Below are 17,166 nucleotides of genomic sequence, written 5' to 3' on the forward strand. Positions count from 1 at the left end.
AAAAACGCATCCTCGGATGCGTTTTTTTATATTTGGACTTTTAGAATTTGCAGAATTGAACAGGTTCTTGCATTTTTGCATTATGGTACAACACACCTTGTTCAGTATGCTGAATTGTCCCATTACAGATCCATTCTACCACTTGTGGGTAAATCAGATGTTCCAGTACATGTACCCGCTGAGCTAAAGTGTGAGTCGTATCTTGATGCGATACTTTTAACACACCCTGTGCTAAGGCTTGGCCGGCATCCAGTTCTGGAGTGACATAATGCACTGTGCAACCATGCAGAACATCACCGGTATTCAGGACGCGCTGATGGGTATGCATGCCTTTGTAATGTGGCAAAAGAGAAGGGTGAATATTCAGCATTTTCCCTTCCCAGGCTTTCACAAATTTTTCACTTAAAATTCGCATAAAGCCCGCAAGTACCACTAGATCAACATCCCAGTCCAGAAGCTGCTGATGCATGACATCATCAAAAGCTTCCCGGCTTGGATATTGTTTATGTTCAATGACTGCAGTTGGAATTCCTGCTTTATGAGCGCGCTCTAAAGCAAATGCTTCAGGCTTGTTGGAAAGCACCCCGACAATTTTCCCTGACAGATTGGCATCAATCAGGGCTTGCAGGTTCGATCCACTGCCTGAAACAAGTACAGCAATTTTAATCATGCGAAATTACGCGAAGATCACACGAATTTTTTCGTCTGCCCCTTCAACAGATTCAGCATTATCTGCAATGTGACCCATGGTCCATGCTTTTTCGCCCAAACCGTTGAGTAACTCTACAGTTTTGTCTGCTTCTGCTGCATCAACAACAAGAACCATACCTACGCCACAGTTAAAGGTACGATACATTTCAAACTGTTCTACACCACCTTCGCGTTGAAGAAGTTTGAACAGCTCAGGCCATTCCCAAGAAGATTCATTTACGACTGCTTGAGCACCGTTTGGTAATACGCGAGGCAGGTTGCCTGGTAAACCGCCACCAGTGATATGTGCCATCGCATGTACATCAACCTGTTTTAGCAGTTCAAGAATCGATTTCACATAAATGCGTGTTGGTTCCATTGCAACATCTGCAAGTGGACGACCATCAACGATTTGATTCAGGTCAACATTTTTAACTTCAAGAATTTTACGAAGCAACGAATAACCGTTTGAATGTGCACCAGAAGATGCAACACCAATAAGTACATCACCCGCTTTTACTTTAGAGCCATCAATAATTTTGCTTTGCTCAACTACACCGACACAGAAGCCTGCAAGATCGTAATCTTCACCTTCGTACATGCCTGGCATTTCAGCAGTTTCACCACCAACCAGTGCACAGCCAGCAAGTTCACAGCCAGCACCGATTCCTGTTACGACATTTGCAGCTACGTCCACATTTAGGTGACCAGTCGCATAATAGTCCAGGAAGAAGAGTGGTTCAGCACCACAAACGAGAAGGTCGTTCACACACATTGCAACCAGATCTTGACCAATGGTGTCATGACGGTTCAAATTCAGTGCCAGACGTAATTTTGTACCAACACCATCTGTGCCTGATACGAGAACAGGTTCTTCATAACCTTTAGGGATTTTACAAAGGGCGCCGAAACCGCCTAATCCGCCCATTACTTCAGGACGTTTAGTACGCTTAGCGACGGACTTGATTCGGTCGACTAACGCGTCTCCCGCTTCAATATCGACACCTGCATCTTTGTAGCTTAAACCAGTGTTTGGGGTAGAAGTTGAGTTGCTCATAATGAAGTCTCCGCATTCGCGCGGGGGATTATAACCTGAATATGCAAAACTCTTATGGTATTTATGCCCTAAAATGCTATCTTTATTAAAATATTTTACTTTTTATAACGATTAATAGAGAGAAGGCGAAACTTTATGGTAGATCGCACATTGCGTCGCGTGTTTATCCTAGCTGGGATAGCTTTGTTGTTGTGGCTTCTATATTTACTAAAACCCGTTGTAATTCCATTTGTTGCAGCGTTTTTAATGGCTTATCTGTTCAGCCCGCTGGTAGATAAACTGCACGATATCGGTCTGCCGCGTTGGCTCTCTATTAGTATCGTTTTTACTGGAATCGGGATCGTTATGATCCTGGCAATCTGGTATCTGGTGCCGTTGATCTGGCAGCAGCTGATTTATGCGCGTGACAATATACCTGCGGTCATTGGCTGGATTAATTCAACCTTTTTACCGTGGCTGTCGAATACCTTCAATGTCGTTGAAATGGAAATTGATACCACACAGATTTCTGATGTGGTCATGGACTATGTGCAAACCAATTATAGTGCTGACAGTATTCAGGCCTTCCTGCTACGCCTTGCACAATCTGGAATTAACTTCTTGCAGATTGGCGGTACGATTGTCCTGATTCCAATTATTGCATTCTATTTCCTGCTGGATTGGGATCGTATGCTGGAAAGCTTACGTCGCCTAATTCCACGTCCTTATGAACAAAGTACATTAAGAATCGTCGGTGAATGTCACAGTGTACTTGGGGCCTTTGTGAAAGGACAATTTCTGGTGATGATTCTGCTGGGAATCGTTTATGCGATTGGTTTGCAATTGATTGGTCTTGAAGTTGGTCTGATTATTGGCATGGTGGCAGGTCTGGCCAGTATTATTCCTTATCTGGGATTTGCGGTCGGGATCATTGCAGCGGTCATTGCGACCTTCCTGCAATTCGGGATTGACTGGTGGCAACTGGTTCTGGTGGGTGTCGTGTTTATGGTCGGTCAGGCGGTAGAAGGCTATGTATTACAGCCATTCCTGCTCGGCGATAAAATAGGTTTATCTCCAGTTGCTGTGGTTTTTGCGGTATTGGCGGGCGCACAACTGGCTGGCTTCCTGGGAATGCTGATTGCTCTCCCAGTTGCAGCGGTAATTGTGGTTCTGCTCAGACATGCACGTGAATATTATGAATGCACATCATTTTATGGAAATCAGGCAGTCGTCATGAATGATCCGGTTACAGGTTCCATAAGCGTAGAAACTTCAGACTTAGATGTTGATATTGAAATGAAAAAGTCAGAAGCAAAACCACTGCAAGAGGGAGAGAAATCAAGTAAGATGGATGTACCTCTTCATAAAGACTCATAAGGCCATCAGAATCATATGCGTCAATTGCAGCTAGATATAGAACCTCAACTCGATGCTCGAATTAGTGATTTTTCGGGTCCGGGATGGGGGCATGTAATTGATGCAGTCCGACAGCTGCATGCAGGCCTAATCAGCCGCTTTTATGTGTATGGCGGAGCTGGAACAGGTAAAAGTCACTTACTCTCTGCCATCTGTGATTCTTATCTGGAAATCGGCAAAACCGCTATACAGGTGTCTTTGCTGGAACTTCTGGATGCACCCACTGAAGCGATTACTTCGCTGGACCGGTTTGACTTGATCGCATTGGATGACATTGAAGCCATTAGTGGGGTTCCGCATTGGCAACGCGCCGTTTTTCACTTGATTAATTATAATGATGAGGGCGGTGGTCAGCTGGTATTTTCCTCCCGTTTTGCGCCCATTGAATTAAAGCTTGAATTACCTGATTTGCAGTCCCGACTCACGCAGGCAGTCAGTGTCCGTGTCCCAAATGGCAGTCTTTATGCGGACCGATTTGCCTTAGTATCCTCGGTATTGGACCGACGCGGTATTCATCTTGATCCACAGATTTTTGATTATTTGCTGAATCACGGACCACATCAAACTTCCGTGCTTCTACAAACATTAGAACAGATTATTCAATTACTTAAAGGCGAAAAGCTGAAGGTCAGCAATGCTAACCTGCGGCAGATTTATGCATTAATTGATGAATATCGTTAAATTATAAAACATCTTGAGTAATTACTCAGTCTATGCGAAAGTAAGGCAAAATAATTCGCTGTTGCAAGGAAGATGCAACTTTAGAAGAAAAAGAAAGAAATAAAAAATTAAGGAGAAGGGTATGCTCAAGAAGAGCATAGGCATGGCTTTGCTATGTATGGCGGGGCAGGCATATAGTGCAGAAATTATTGTAACTACCACAGAAGATATTGAAAAAGATGACAAGGAATGTTCACTTCGAGAAGCTGTTGAATATGTGAATCGTGGCCTGGCTAAAGAAGGTTATATGGGCTGTGGTGGCGAAAATGCTATTGGCACCATTATCTTAAAAGAAAAAACGACCTATGTTCTGAATAAACATATCCCGATCAAGAAATCAGTGACGATTAAATCTATCGCAGAAGTAGATGGTGAATTTAGTAGTACCGATAAGGTAATGGGGTTATATAACGCTCATATTCAAATGAAAGGGACAGATAATCTCTTCCGTATTAGCAATGATGAAGAGCTGATTCAAGTCAATTTAAAAGAACTCGACCTTGAAGGTTGCGGTAAAAGCAGCTGTGCCGAACAAGGTGGCCTAATTCATAATAAAGGTAAATTGATAATTGATTACAGCCGCTTATACAAGGGGGCTGCGAGTCAAGGTGGCGCCATTTATAATGTGGGGAAATTTGGCCAGAATCTGATTGCTTTTGCCGAAATAAAAACCAGCCTGATTGAAAATAATCAGGCGCAACAGGGTGGCATACTCTATAGCCAGCTTCCATACTTTCTGGTTTATCAAAGCGTTTTAAAGAATAACCAGACGCTTAATAATAATGCTACCAATATTTATACAGCAGGCCAAGTCGATAATCCTGCCGATATTCAATCCATTAATGCTGAAGTCCTAAGCAGTACCCTGTTAAAAAATAAGGGAGCACTGATCAATGTGATTGATGGGGTGGGAATCAACAACCTGACTATAGTGGATAATACAGGTACAGCACTACGTATTAATGCTCCGAATGGTAAAGCCTATGTGGCGAACAGTATTATTTTAAGAAATGGTACGCAGGATTGTCAGATTGAAACTACGGATAAAAGTACGATTCACAATAACCTGGTAACAGCATCTTGTGGTACAGGTGATGCTGCGTATCCAAACCAGATCTGGACAGGTACTCGCTTGTTTGCAGAGGCTTCAGATCAAAGTGAAGGTGTCTGTCTAAATTTAAAACAAAATAGCGATGCTATTCTATGTCCTTATAGCGTTCCTAAAGATCAGTTTTTGGGCTATCTACGTCCTCGGATCCTGTTGAATTATAATCAGGTCAGTGATTCACCGATTGTAAATAGAGGGACTAGCTACAATAGCAGCAATCCTTCAGTCAGCTGTGAGGCGGCAGACCAACGCGGTGTAGACCGTTTACTGGATAACTTATTTTGTGATCGTGGCGCGATTGAAATTACAGTTCCAACATCTACCAGTCTGGTTGGACAGGATCTTCTAAAAGGAGAGACTGCAAAGTTTTCAATTGAATCTGTTTTAGGAGATAGTGATTTAATTCCTAAAGAACAATGCAATAACATTATTGGAGAGAATCCAAAGGGTGAGCCTTGGCAAGATGGCTGCTTACAGGTTATCCAAACTAAAACTGTTTCCAAGGGCAAAACAGTCATTGATATTGATGGGAATGTGGTTTATACCCCGGATTCACAATGGCATGGTGCTGACATTTTTGAAATTCAGGTAGTTACTTCATCTACACGATTTAATAAGTCTAAACCTTATCTGGTTTTAAGTACCCAGATTGTACAGGAACCTAAAAATGAAATGAAAGACAAGTCTGTGAAGACCTCGGGTGGGGCATGGGGGATCGCTGGCTTAATGGGCTTGATAGGGTTGATCGGCCTACGTCGCAGATTAAAAGATTAAGGAAAAATCATGAAAAATTATAAAAAAGGACTGCTTGCAGCCATGATTTTATCTGCCATGAGTTTAATGGCAGCCGAAGATAAAACCATATATGTCACTACATTTGCTGACGAGGATGGGGAAAATACCAGTGCCTGTTCCTTGCGTGAAGCCATTAAGACAGCCAAGCTGGATAAATCCTATGGAGGGTGTAATGTTGGCCGTACATTGCGTAATGACGGTTCCGCTCCAGATGTCATCCAGCTTGAAGCTGGGGAATATAAACTCAATAGTGAAATTATTGTTGAATCCCATGTCAATATTTTGGGAAAATCACCCTTCAATTATACTCAAAGAAGTCCTATTACCTTTTTATATCCAACACGTGAGGCTTTAACCACCACCCTTTCAGGCCAAGGGAAAACCCGCTTATTTAATACGGTCGCTAGCCAAGCCAGCATGGTGGTAAATGGTGTCATCCTGAAAGATGGTTATGCTGCAAAAACCAGTCTGGATAAAGGTAATGGTGGAACATTTTATGTCGCTGGCCCTCTAAGCCTCGTGAATAGTGAAATTGTAAATTCACGAGCGGCTGCAGAAGGCGGAGCAATTTATGCAGTGGCGATGAATAATGAAAAAATTATCAAGATTCAGGATTCCTTAATTCATCAGAATAAAGCAGCTACATATGGCAGTGTCTTGGCCATGGATTGTGTGGGGAATCTGGGCAGTACAGAGACAAAGCTAGAAATTAGCGCAAGCAGTATTGTCAAAAATGGTTCTACTGATACGGCCAGTATTCTGGACTTTTGTGGTTATGCCAAAGCGGATATTAGTAACTCTACAATTGCAAAAAATACGACCAGTGCCACAGGTCATATTTTCCGAATGGCCAATGAAATTAGCCGTCCATTAAGTTCTTTCTTCACTTTTAGTGCCATTAATAACACGATTGTCGAGAATACTGCTCGCTCTACCATCTTTTATGACAATACTGGTAATTCGAGTCTGGCTTATAACGTGTTGGCCTTTAACCAGGGCCTATCTTGTGAATATGCCTTAAATGGTGGAAATCCAAGTAAAGAACAGGATGTAGACTTATTTACTGCTTATAATGCGATTCATACAAGTGGTTCCTCACGCTGTGTATTACCTGAACTGGCAGAAAACAGTGTTTCAACGAATATTGATGTATCCAGTAATCAGATCACAGATCTGTTAACTCCTTATATCGAACCTTCTGTAAATAACCGTTATTTAGGCATGTATTATCCAATTGATCGACAATCAAATACGGATCTGGTCAATATCGGTACAGAAAGTTGTGAAGAAATTGATCAGCGTGGAATTGAGCGGTTAACTAAGGCAACATTGTTATTTAATCCGGACGCAAAAAATTCCTGTGAAATTGGGTCGGTCGAAATCCGGAACTTAACTGCAGCAGATATTTCTGGTCTAAAAAATAGTTCTTTAACAGAGTTGCTGGATTATTATCAGGAAAATATTGGTGATATTAATTCTATTCTGGCCGATAAGAATACAAAACCTGAGGAAATACAGGGCTTAAAGGAAGAGCTAAAAGAATATGAGGATCTTTTAAAATATACCAAGCAATACCAGAAATATCGTGCCATATACGTTAATCCATTTAGTTTGGTCATGCCTCAAGAAACTTTAAATAATACTCAAGTACAAGCTAAAGCATTAAATTCACAAAATTATGAAATTACAGTGCAATCTTTAGGTGTAGGGTCTTTATCTGGATCAGGCAGTTCATTAATTGTTCAAGGTGCGCCTAATGATCCAAATTTAAAATGTGAATGGAAGCCTGATTTAAACCGTATCATGATGTATCGTACTGATGGCAAAGTAACAAGTCTCTCGGATACGGAGTATTGTCGTTATACAATTAAAGACAAGCAGACTAGTGCCAGCAGTACAGGTATTTTGCAGGGCGCATTTGTAAATATTAAGCCGATTGTAAAAAATGACGAATATAGAATTAGCGCAGAAAACAATCTGACTGTGACTGTGAATCCATTAGAGAATGACAGTGATGATGGCGATGGTCCACGGATGAATGGCAAGGCCGCTTTCTATCGTGATAAAGATGGTCGTGAGATTCCAATTCGTATTGTCAAGCTTCCTGCCGGAGTAAACCTTTCTGCAGAGCGAGAAGGACCATGCCCAGGGAATTTTGCCGGTGAAACCTGTTATGGTGGAAAATTGACCTTTAGTGTGAAAAACACTTTTAGTCAGTCAGATTATGATATGCAGTATCATGTTTTTGATGCAGATGAGTTGATGTCAGATACAGCAAGAATTAACTTAAAAAATACGGCTAAAAATACCAATACATCATCAAGTGGTGGTGGTTCATTTGGAATTTGGGGATTGTTCGGATTATTAGGTCTGGCAGGATATCGCCGAGTTAGAAAGTAATTGCAGCATGAAAAAAAAGCCTCCAGATGGAGGCTTTTTATTTAACTAAAATTAATGAGTTTTAGGTTGAGTGAGTTGCTGGTATTTCTGGATATATTCTTCACGGATCGCCAGTCGTTCTTCTGGCGTTGCTTTTTGCATTCGTGCACCTAACTCCTTACGTTCCTGGCTGCTCATCATTTGCCAGGTTTCACGCATACGCTGCTTTTCAGCTTCAGGAAGCTGAGTGAACCAGTCCATGCGTTGCTGTAAATTAATACGCTGTTGTTCAGGCATCTCTTTTAAAGACTGATAACGTTTGATTAATGCCAGTTGCTCGGAATCAGAAAGTGTATCCCAGGTTTCGTTGACCTGCGTATTGGCATCTTTGGAAAAAATCCAAAAACGTTCAAATCCCGCAAAGCTAGTTTGCAGGAAGCTGAATGCGCAAAATGCAATTGCTAATCTTTTAGCTGCCATGTGGAACTTTGTCCTCACCTAAAACCATTAACATTTCCAGATCTTCAAGCATCTGTGGGGAGAGTTTGGGGGTGGATACTGCCTGAGTCTGAGGTTCGTTATGGCTGACAATATTCGGTAGCACTACCACACCAGCAATCGCAGCAGCCAAAGCAAAGCCAGACATTTTTAGAAATGCAAAGCGTGAATGTTGTGCGTCCTGAATGTGCTCCAGCACATGATTCATCACCACCGGTTTATCTTTGTGGTGCTGTGCCAGTCCATCAAGTTTGGAAGTTACTTGCTTTAAGAAATCATCTTGCTTCATTCGGATGATCCTCCCAGATATGGATTTAAGTGTGCTAGAGAGGCACGTAGACCTTGAATAGCACGGTGATAATGGGTTTTCACACTGCCTTCTGTACAGTTCATAATTTGCGCTGTAGTTTGAGTATCAAAGCCTTCCCAGGCTCTGAGCATAAATGCTTGCTGCTGACGCACAGGTAATTTGGCAATCGCCTCCTGAATTTCTTCAGCAGTCACTGCCTGATCCAGAAATTCTAAAGGTGAGGGCGTAGATTCATCTACAAGATTGTCAAATTCAACTTCGTCGTCATCGAGGCTGACTTTTTTGAAAAAGGAAAATGGCTGGTTGCGACGTGCTTCTTTACGACGCCAATCCTGTAATTTGTTATTCAGAATCGTATAGAACAGGGGATACCACTCTTCAGTGCTTTTCTCTGCATAAGATTTATGTAGAGAAATAAAAGCTTCCTGAACCAGATCCATTGCGATCCCATGTTGTCCTTGAGTCGCACTTTCCATCATCACCAAAGCACGCCCAGTCACATCCTGCATGAAATTTTTCAGGCGAGACTCAGCCGTACTCTTTAGAATACTCGCATCTTGTGACTGCAACGGTTTCGGTGCTAAATCCATAGAGATGGAAAATCCTGTCATTGGATACCCACCATTATTCCCAAGTTCATGTGCATATAACGTTGGGAATAACGATTTGGTTGACAATAAAACTTATTATTTTTGTAGTGTAATCTATTTTATAAATACACTGACTGGAATTAAAACAATGTAACCTAAATACCGTATTAGATACGTTGACGCACCATCTCAAAGAAACAGATAGAGCCTGCAATTGCAACATTCAGGGATTCCTGTCCACCTGGCTGTGGAATAGTCACCGCTTCGGCATGTTGCAGTGCATAGTCAGATACGCCTTGACCTTCATTGCCCAGAATCCAGACGCAAGCTTTACGCAAGTCCTTGCTATACAGGCTGCTAGAACGATGTGAGCTGGTAACATATACCGGAATCTTGAATTGCGGTAAAAGGTCTTCTAGTGCAATATTTTCAAAAGTTTGCAAAGAAAAATGCGCGCCCATACCTGCACGTAATACGCGTGGTGACCAAAGAGACGCTGAACCCTTGGTACAAATGACTTGATCAATACCGGCAGCTGCTGCTGAACGTAGCAAGGTGCCGACATTGCCGGGATCCTGCACATTTTCAAGGATCAGGGTATCAGCCGTAAAATCAAGTGCCTGGCTTGAGCTTGGAATATCGACAATCGCCATACAGGCAATCGAAGTGCCTAAGGTACTCAGGTCCTTATAAAGCGATTCACCAATGACAAAGACCGCACCGGTATATTTGTTTAAAATAATGTCAAAATCAGGATGCGCTAAAGCATGTTCAGTCGTGAAGATCGAATTGATTTTCTTGTTTTCATGTAACCATGCAAGACACAGGTGCGTGCCTTCAAGCACAGTTTGTCCTTGTTTTTTTCGATAAGAATTCTGTTCAATTAAACCGCGTAAGTGTTTAATTTTAGGATTGTCTTTGGATTCAAGGAAGATGGTTGGCATAAGAAGAAAGTCCACGGCAGTCAATCAAGGATCAACTGCCGTTTAAAAATTAGTGGTGGTAGCTGGTCACAAGCTCAACTTCATTTTTTGAACCAATGATGACAGGAACACGTTGATGCAGATTTGTAGGTTCGATTTCAAGAATGCGGACACGACCAGTCGTTGATGCACCGCCAGCCTGTTCCATCAGCATACTCATTGGATTGGCTTCATACATTAAACGTAAACGACCTGCTTTAGTTGGGTCTTTCAAGTCGTACGGGTACATGAAGATCCCGCTACGGCACAGAATACGGTGAATATCGCCAACCATACAAGCGACCCAGCGCATATTGAAATCTTTGGCGCGAGGACCTGTTTTACCTGCTAGCAACTCATCGATATAGCGCTGTACAGGCGCTTCCCAGTGACGCTGATTCGATGCATTGATTGCATATTCTTTAGTATCAGCAGCCACCTGAATCGCTTCAGAAGTCAGCAGGAATTCTTGAGTTTCAGGATCGAAAGTAAAGAAAACAACACCAGCACCCACAGTAAGTGCCATCATGGTTGATGGGCCATACAGCACATAACCAGCAGCAACCTGATTGACACCAGCCTGCATAAAGTCTTCTGCCTGAGTTACACTATTTTTTGCAGGAAGAATCGAAAAGATGGTACCCACACACATGTTGATATCAATATTGCTTGAACCATCAAGTGGATCGAACAATACTAGATATTGACCATTTTCCTGGGCTGAAGTGAATTCATCCAGTTCTTCAGACGCTAAACCGCCTACATGTGGATGTACTTTTAATGCATCAATCAGATAATCATTAGAAATCACGTCCAGTTTCTTTTGCTCTTCGCCTTGAACATTTTCATGCTGAGCACTACCTAATACACCCGCTAGAGCACCTTTTTGCAGGAGTTGGTCAATACGCTTGCAGGTATTTCCAATTGTTTCAATCACTTGTGCAAGTTCAGGTGTGAGGTTCCCGCTTTGTTGTTGTAGGAATTGGGATAAGGTGCGGTATGACATAAGGGAAAAACTCCAAGACTTATAATCGGGGGAAAAAGATCAAAACGATATACGGCTATATTTTAGATGAGAACGTTCGAAAAGGACAATTAAACTGAATTATTTGTTGTGATTTTGCCCTTGCAACTCCTGTGGAAAGTGCTATGTTGAATCAAAGGAAAAAATGATCATAGGAGCACAGAGATGACAACATTAAAGTTTGATGCGACTCCAACGCCGAGCGAAGCGATTAATCTCGATGAAATTTCTGAAGACAAGATGAAAGAAGCGTGGAAAGATTACGAAGTAAAACCTGAATACAAAAAATTCAATAAACACGACATGATTGAATCCATGCAAACTGCAGAAGAAGGTGAAGGCAAAGAATAATCTTATTCTTTGATCTTTCAAATATCTTCCTAATAAAAAAGCACTCAATTGAGTGCTTTTTTATGAATGATGCATTATTTAAATGATCACTTATTTTAGTAGTGGTGGAACAGCTTCGTAGTTGATTTCTACACGGCGGTTTTCTTTCCACGCACTTTCATCATGGCCAGGATTAACTGGCATTTCTTTACCATAGCTCACTGCTTCAAGTTGGCCTGCATTTACACCAGAAGTGATCAGGAAACTTTCTACTGCTTTGGCACGACGTTCACCAAGTGCCATGTTGTATTCACGTGTACCGCGTTCATCTGTATGACCTGTTAAGGCTACACGAGAATTGGCATTTGCCATCAGGAACTGGGCATGTGCTTGTAGAGTACGGATATCGTCATTGCTCAGTTCACTGCTGTCATAGTCAAAGTGAACCACGCGTTTAGCTAAATAAGCCTTATTTTCTGCAGTTACACCTTTAGCAGATGCACCGGCCATATTTTGGGCGCTTAGAGCTGCATCTTCACTTAGACCTTCAGTGCTTACAGTAGTGGTGCCACTGGTGTCCAAGTTGCCAGTTTGGACTTCAGCTGCTGGTTTACGGCTGGCACAACCAGTCATTACGACTGCAGCTGCAAGTAAAGGAAGTGCAAATAATTTTACTTTGTTCATTCTTCATCTCCATGAAGGTTGATTATGGGGTAAAGCATTTATAAATATTGAACTATTATTTTGGTGCCCAAGCAGGTTCACGGACTTCACCTGTTTCACTTGGCAGATTCATGCGGAACCGGCCATCAAGAGACATGATGGATAACAATCCACGGTTACCTTCGCGAGTGGCATAGACCACCATCTGACCATTTGGCGAGAAGCTAGGTGATTCATCCAGGCTGGTTGGCGTCAGGATATTGGTCACACCTGAGCTAATATCCTGTACAGCCACTTTATAGTTACTGCCACTTGGACGATGAACCAATGCAAGTTTCTTACCATCTGCACTTAAGGTCGCGCGGGCATTAAATGCGCCACGGAAAGTCAGACGTTTGGTACTTTCATTATTGAAATCATAGCGGTAAATCTGCGGAGAACCACCACGATCTGAAGTAAAGATAAATGATTTTCCATCCGGCGCATAACGTGCTTCTGTATCAATTGCGCTATCGTTGGTCATGCGTTTTAATTGGCGTGTTTCCAGATTCATCTGATAGATTTCCGGATTACCATGCATAGACGCCGTAAATAGCATGCTCTTACCATCTGGAGAGACGCTTGGCGCACCGTTTAAACCACGGAAGCTGGCCAGCTTTTCACGCTGACCAGTCGCCAGATCCTGTACATAAATGGCCGGACGTTTGGTTTCAAAAGATACATATGCAATTTTTTTTGCATCTGGTGTCCAGGCAGGTGACAGGATTGGATCACGCGAAGTCAAAATGGTCTTTGGCTGTTCACCATCCGTATCGGCAATCTGTAAGGTATAACGCTGATCAGGCGTTGCCGGGTTACGTAACACATAAGCAATACGGCCGGTGAAATCTCCCGGAATACCGGTTAATGCCTGATAGATCGCATCACTGATCATATGGGCTGCCTGACGGGTACGTGATGCAGGAACAGTCAGCAACTCATTCAATAAGTATTGACGTTTTTCGACATCATACAATTGATACTGAATGCTATAAGACCCATCCGGATTGGTCTTGGATGAACCGGTTACCACATAGGGTACGCCTGCAGCTGCCCATGCTTCAGCATTTGGCGAATTTAGTTGTGCTGTAGCAGGTAAATTCTTCGAGGCACTGGCGAATTTTCCAGAACGATTCAGGTCATTTTCCACCACCGGATAAATACTCTGATCCTGGCTAAAAGGCACAATGGCAATTTTAGGAGCAGCTTCAGGAGCTTTGGTAATTTCCAGATGCAGTTGGGCCTGAGACTGGGTCGCAGTGACCGCACCCAAAGTGGTCATGATTGCAAGGCAGAGTAGGTGTTTGCGTGTCTTTTCCATCATTCGTTATTTACTCAAATCAACGGAGTTATTTATAAGTGATTGGGCTACATCATCGCATGGATTTATGCGAAATAGACCACGAATTTATCATCAAACTGTTATATCACTATGGGGAGTGATTATTATTTAATCTGTTTCAATTGAAGTTTAACTCAAAAAAACAGCCATAACACTTTTTCTTTATTATGGCTGTTTTTCATTAATGAGCTGTAAAGGTTGAAGTAAAACTTCGTGCTTCACGGCGTGCATCCCGATCTGAAGGCATTGGATAAGGTGCAGCAGCACGTACTGCCGCTTCTACACTGGCTTTCATATCTGGATCACTGGCACTCACCACCACAGAAACTACAGAACCACTATCGCTCAAAGTGACCCGAGCAGTCGCTTTCTGGCCTGAAGAGCCCACAGGGGTATCCCATGCACGTCTGATTTTATTTTCGAAATCACGTTTTGCAGTAGAGGCAATTCGCTTAGATTCCGCTTTTTTCTGTGCAGCTTCTTCAGCAGCCTGTTTGGCTGCAGAGGCTTTGGCATCAGCTTCTGCCTTGGCTTTCGCATCTGCATCCGCTTTGGCCTTCGCAGCCGCATCAGCTTTACGTTTAGCTTCGGCCTCTGCTTTAGCTTTCGCCGCAGCGTCAGCTTTATGCTTGGCATCAGCATCCGCTTTGGCCTTCGCAGCGGCATCAGCTTTACGTTTAACTTCGGCCTCTGCTTTAGCTTTCGCCGCAGCGTCAGCTTTGTGCTTGGCATCTGCTTCCGCTTTAGCCTTCGCAGCCGCGTCAGCTTTACGTTTAGCTTCAGCCTCTGCTTTGGCTTTTGCCGCAGCGTCAGCTTTATGTTTAGCATCCGCCTCTGCTTTAGCTTTTGCTGCCGCATCGGCTTTACGTTTAGCTTCGGCATCTGCCTTGGCTTTTGCAGCAGCATCCGCTTTTGCCTTGGCTTGAGCCTCTGCTTTTTGCTTGGCGGCTAAATCAGCCTTTTTCTGCGCTTCAAGTTTGGCTTTTTGCGCAGCATCGGCTTTACGCTGTGCTTCTACTTCAGCCTTACGCGCTGCTTCAGCTTCGGCTTTAGATTTTTGTGCAGCCTCTGCTTTGGCTTTGGCAGCAGCCTGTTTTGCCTGGTCAGCAGCTTCAGCACGTTTTGCTGCTTCGGCTGCTTGCTGGGCGGCTTTGGCTTGAGCAAGCTCTGCTGCTTTTGCTTCTTGCTGAGCTTTTTGAATATCGATCTGTGGGGGTGCCGGTGCAGCTGCTGTTGGCACTATAGGTGCAGGCTCTACACTGGGTTCAGCAGTTTGGGTAATTTCTTCTGCAATATTTTCATGTGCAGTTTCTTCAAATTCGGTTTCTTCACGAGTCACCGGCTTGAGGTCTTCAGGTTTAATTAAGACCGTTTTAATCTGTTTTGGCGGTTCAGGTGGCTTACTCATCCCCAGAAAAAGCAGGCCCACCAAAGCAACTGCATGGATTCCTAGCGTAAACCCAATCGCAATTGCTTTCTTCTGAAACGGTGGTTTCTGATAATTTTTCATACTTTATTCTAATGGCTTGGTCAGTAAACCCACTTGGGACAAACCCGCATCCTGCAGGCTTGACATTAAGGCCATCACATCGCCATAAGGGCGGGTGGTATGACCATTGATCACGACATTGAGGACCTTGTTTTCACTTTCCGCAGTGCTTTGCGCTTCTATCAAAGTCTGCGTCAAAGCCTCTAGGGTGACAGGACCTGTGGTCTGATTTTTATATTCCAGAAAATAAGTACCATCTTCTTTTAAAGTGACGATCGTAGGCGCATCTTTGGATTCGATCGGTAAGCCATTGGCCTGCGGCAAATCGACCTTGATGCCACTGGTAATCATTGGGGCAGTCACCATGAAAATGACCAGAAGTACCAGCATCACATCGATGTAGGGCACCACATTCATGTCACTTTTCAGTGGTTTTTTAATGCGCTCGAAGCGTCCTGAACGTTGAATGGCCATTAGTCATTGTCCTGCGTAGCGCCCACAGATTGACGTTGCAGCAGCGCCACCATTTCTTCAGCGAATAGGGCACGGTCAGAGTACAGTGCTTCACCTTTAGATGTGAAATGGTTAAAGGCTAAAACCGCAGGAATTGCAGCAAATAAACCAATCGCCGTTGCAATCAGGGCCTCTGCAATACCAGGTGCGACAGTGGCCAAAGTGACCTGATCCACATCTGCCAGACCAATAAAGGCATTCATGATGCCCCAGACGGTACCAAACAGACCGACATAAGGAGCGACTGAACCAATACTGGCCAGCGCACCCAAGCCTTGTTCCAGATGTCCCTGATCACGACTTAAACCTACCCGCAGAATACGTTCGGTTCCTTCAATTGACTGGGCAGTTGGAGCATGGCGTTTTTTAAGTTTAAGGAACTCGCCCAGACCCTGATAGAAGATATCTTCCAGACCAGTACGTTTGGAATTGAGCTGGGCATTGTTATAAAGCGTCTTGAGTTCGGCACCTGACCAGAAAATTTTCTGGAAATGATCGTCGTCAGCCTGAGCCTTTTTATAGCTCATGGTTAACTTAGCAATCAGGTACCAGCTGTACAACGAGGCTAACAGGAGAGAAAGCATCACCAGTTGTACGACAGGGCTTGCTTGTAAAATAAGATCTGAGACTTGAAGAGATGATTCTAACTGAGTTGCCATAGCTGTTACGTGTGCCAAATAATTTTTTTAGTCTTGTTCCAATTCTTTTTGAATTAGTTCGCGGATTTCATCCGGGAGTCGACGTGGTCGCATCTCTGCACTGATACATGCCAACTCAACCTCACCTGATGCAAGCATGATTTCACCACGATAAATATTTTGTTGCAATACAAATGATGAAGCTTTACATGAAATGACACGTGCAGTCACGGTAATCAGGTCATCCATGAGGATTGGACGCATATATTTGACATTAATTTTGTGCACAACAAAGTTATAGTCGGACTGATGCCAGTAGTGACTCACTCCGGAAGCACGTAACCATTCAGTACGGGTACGTTCCATATAGCGAATATGGTTAGCGTGGTAGACAATGCCACCCGCATCAGTATCTTCAATATAGACGCGGATATTGAATTCAAAGTGATTCGCCATAGTTTTGTTCCATGCAGATTTTACGAAATTATTGCTTGTTTTTAGAGGCTGGAGCAGGCTTAGAATTTGCCTTATTCATTCCAAAAGTCAAGCAATTTAGCGCGTCAAAGTTTAGCACTGTGAGCTTTGAGACCAATGGCACAAGATGTCAAATCTGGATGGAGTAGG

At 43.2% G+C, this 17,166-nt stretch carries 18 protein-coding genes; 5 read left to right on the top strand and 13 right to left on the bottom strand.

All coding sequences use genetic code 11. From position 1 onward, the window contains the following. Positions 1–40: 40 nt before the first annotated feature. Both purN and purM read right to left on the bottom strand, forming a co-directional pair. Entirely contained in the window at positions 41–670 is a 630-nt protein-coding gene (gene purN, locus AC4MCC_RS04655; protein ID WP_180012794.1) for a phosphoribosylglycinamide formyltransferase, read from the bottom strand. A gap of 6 nt (positions 671–676) precedes the next feature. After that, a complete protein-coding gene (gene purM / locus AC4MCC_RS04660) occupies positions 677–1,747 on the bottom strand; it encodes a phosphoribosylformylglycinamidine cyclo-ligase (RefSeq protein ID WP_159124044.1) in 1,071 nt (356 codons plus the stop codon). A gap of 135 nt (positions 1,748–1,882) precedes the next feature. On the opposite strand from purM, the gene cxpE reads away from it, so the two are divergent. The 4 genes from cxpE (at position 1,883) to AC4MCC_RS04680 (ending at position 8,165) form a co-directional block, all read left to right on the top strand. After that, on the top strand, positions 1,883–3,103 hold the full coding sequence (cxpE, locus tag AC4MCC_RS04665) for a chloramphenicol efflux transporter CxpE (protein WP_491885730.1): 1,221 nt from the start codon (positions 1,883–1,885) through the stop codon (positions 3,101–3,103). Between the two features lie 15 nt (positions 3,104–3,118). Next, complete coding sequence (gene hda / locus AC4MCC_RS04670) at positions 3,119–3,823, top strand: DnaA regulatory inactivator Hda (protein WP_159124042.1); 705 nt, start codon at positions 3,119–3,121, stop codon at positions 3,821–3,823. 121 nt (positions 3,824–3,944) lie between these two features. After that, a complete protein-coding gene (gene rbtA / locus AC4MCC_RS04675; RefSeq protein WP_491885731.1) occupies positions 3,945–5,744 on the top strand; it encodes a rhombotarget A in 1,800 nt (599 codons plus the stop codon). Between the two features lie 9 nt (positions 5,745–5,753). Next, positions 5,754–8,165, top strand: coding sequence for a CSLREA domain-containing protein (locus tag AC4MCC_RS04680; RefSeq protein WP_491885732.1), 2,412 nt, complete (start codon positions 5,754–5,756; stop codon positions 8,163–8,165). A 51-nt stretch (positions 8,166–8,216) separates the two neighbouring features. On the opposite strand, the gene AC4MCC_RS04685 is transcribed toward AC4MCC_RS04680, so the two are convergent. The 5 genes from AC4MCC_RS04685 to AC4MCC_RS04705 form a co-directional block, all read right to left on the bottom strand. Beyond that, on the bottom strand, positions 8,217–8,624 hold the full coding sequence (locus AC4MCC_RS04685) for a DUF3106 domain-containing protein (RefSeq protein WP_159124038.1): 408 nt from the start codon (positions 8,622–8,624) through the stop codon (positions 8,217–8,219). After that, positions 8,614–8,931 carry a hypothetical protein gene (locus AC4MCC_RS04690; protein ID WP_004784617.1) on the bottom strand — a complete coding sequence of 106 codons (318 nt, stop codon included), beginning with the start codon at positions 8,929–8,931 and terminating at the stop codon, positions 8,614–8,616. Before AC4MCC_RS04690 ends, AC4MCC_RS04685 begins: the two co-directional genes overlap by 11 nt. Continuing rightward, positions 8,928–9,542: an RNA polymerase sigma factor gene (locus AC4MCC_RS04695; RefSeq protein ID WP_004784615.1), complete on the bottom strand. Its 615-nt coding sequence runs from the start codon at positions 9,540–9,542 to the stop codon at positions 8,928–8,930. Before AC4MCC_RS04695 ends, AC4MCC_RS04690 begins: the two co-directional genes overlap by 4 nt. 167 nt (positions 9,543–9,709) lie before the next feature. Continuing rightward, complete coding sequence (locus AC4MCC_RS04700; protein WP_491885733.1) at positions 9,710–10,486, bottom strand: TrmH family RNA methyltransferase; 777 nt, start codon at positions 10,484–10,486, stop codon at positions 9,710–9,712. A gap of 49 nt (positions 10,487–10,535) precedes the next feature. After that, positions 10,536–11,510 (bottom strand): class 1 fructose-bisphosphatase, encoded by a 975-nt coding sequence (locus tag AC4MCC_RS04705; protein ID WP_159124035.1) that lies wholly within the window; start codon positions 11,508–11,510, stop codon positions 10,536–10,538. A gap of 183 nt (positions 11,511–11,693) precedes the next feature. Between AC4MCC_RS04705 and AC4MCC_RS04710 the strand changes: the two genes are divergently transcribed. Further along, positions 11,694–11,879 carry an NF038105 family protein gene (locus AC4MCC_RS04710; protein WP_491885734.1) on the top strand — a complete coding sequence of 62 codons (186 nt, stop codon included), beginning with the start codon at positions 11,694–11,696 and terminating at the stop codon, positions 11,877–11,879. Positions 11,880–11,969: 90 nt separating this feature from the next. On the opposite strand, the gene pal is transcribed toward AC4MCC_RS04710, so the two are convergent. From pal to ybgC, 6 genes are all read right to left on the bottom strand, one after another. After that, the gene (pal, locus tag AC4MCC_RS04715) at positions 11,970–12,542 is read right to left on the bottom strand and encodes a peptidoglycan-associated lipoprotein Pal (RefSeq protein ID WP_004784608.1); all 573 of its coding nucleotides are present in this window, start codon (positions 12,540–12,542) and stop codon (positions 11,970–11,972) included. A 55-nt stretch (positions 12,543–12,597) separates the two neighbouring features. Further along, on the bottom strand, positions 12,598–13,881 hold the full coding sequence (tolB, locus tag AC4MCC_RS04720) for a Tol-Pal system beta propeller repeat protein TolB (protein ID WP_419365429.1): 1,284 nt from the start codon (positions 13,879–13,881) through the stop codon (positions 12,598–12,600). A 202-nt stretch (positions 13,882–14,083) separates the two neighbouring features. Next, positions 14,084–15,412: a cell envelope integrity protein TolA gene (tolA, locus tag AC4MCC_RS04725; RefSeq protein ID WP_491885735.1), complete on the bottom strand. Its 1,329-nt coding sequence runs from the start codon at positions 15,410–15,412 to the stop codon at positions 14,084–14,086. A gap of 3 nt (positions 15,413–15,415) precedes the next feature. After that, positions 15,416–15,865, bottom strand: coding sequence for a protein TolR (tolR, locus tag AC4MCC_RS04730; protein WP_159124030.1), 450 nt, complete (start codon positions 15,863–15,865; stop codon positions 15,416–15,418). Further along, positions 15,865–16,563 carry a protein TolQ gene (gene tolQ / locus AC4MCC_RS04735; RefSeq protein ID WP_180033454.1) on the bottom strand — a complete coding sequence of 233 codons (699 nt, stop codon included), beginning with the start codon at positions 16,561–16,563 and terminating at the stop codon, positions 15,865–15,867. Before tolQ ends, tolR begins: the two co-directional genes overlap by 1 nt. 27 nt (positions 16,564–16,590) lie before the next feature. Further along, a complete protein-coding gene (ybgC, locus tag AC4MCC_RS04740) occupies positions 16,591–16,998 on the bottom strand; it encodes a tol-pal system-associated acyl-CoA thioesterase (protein WP_034702794.1) in 408 nt (135 codons plus the stop codon). Positions 16,999–17,166: the final 168 nt, after the last annotated feature.

It is taken from the genome of Acinetobacter sp. CAU_H_56, assembly GCF_058599425.1.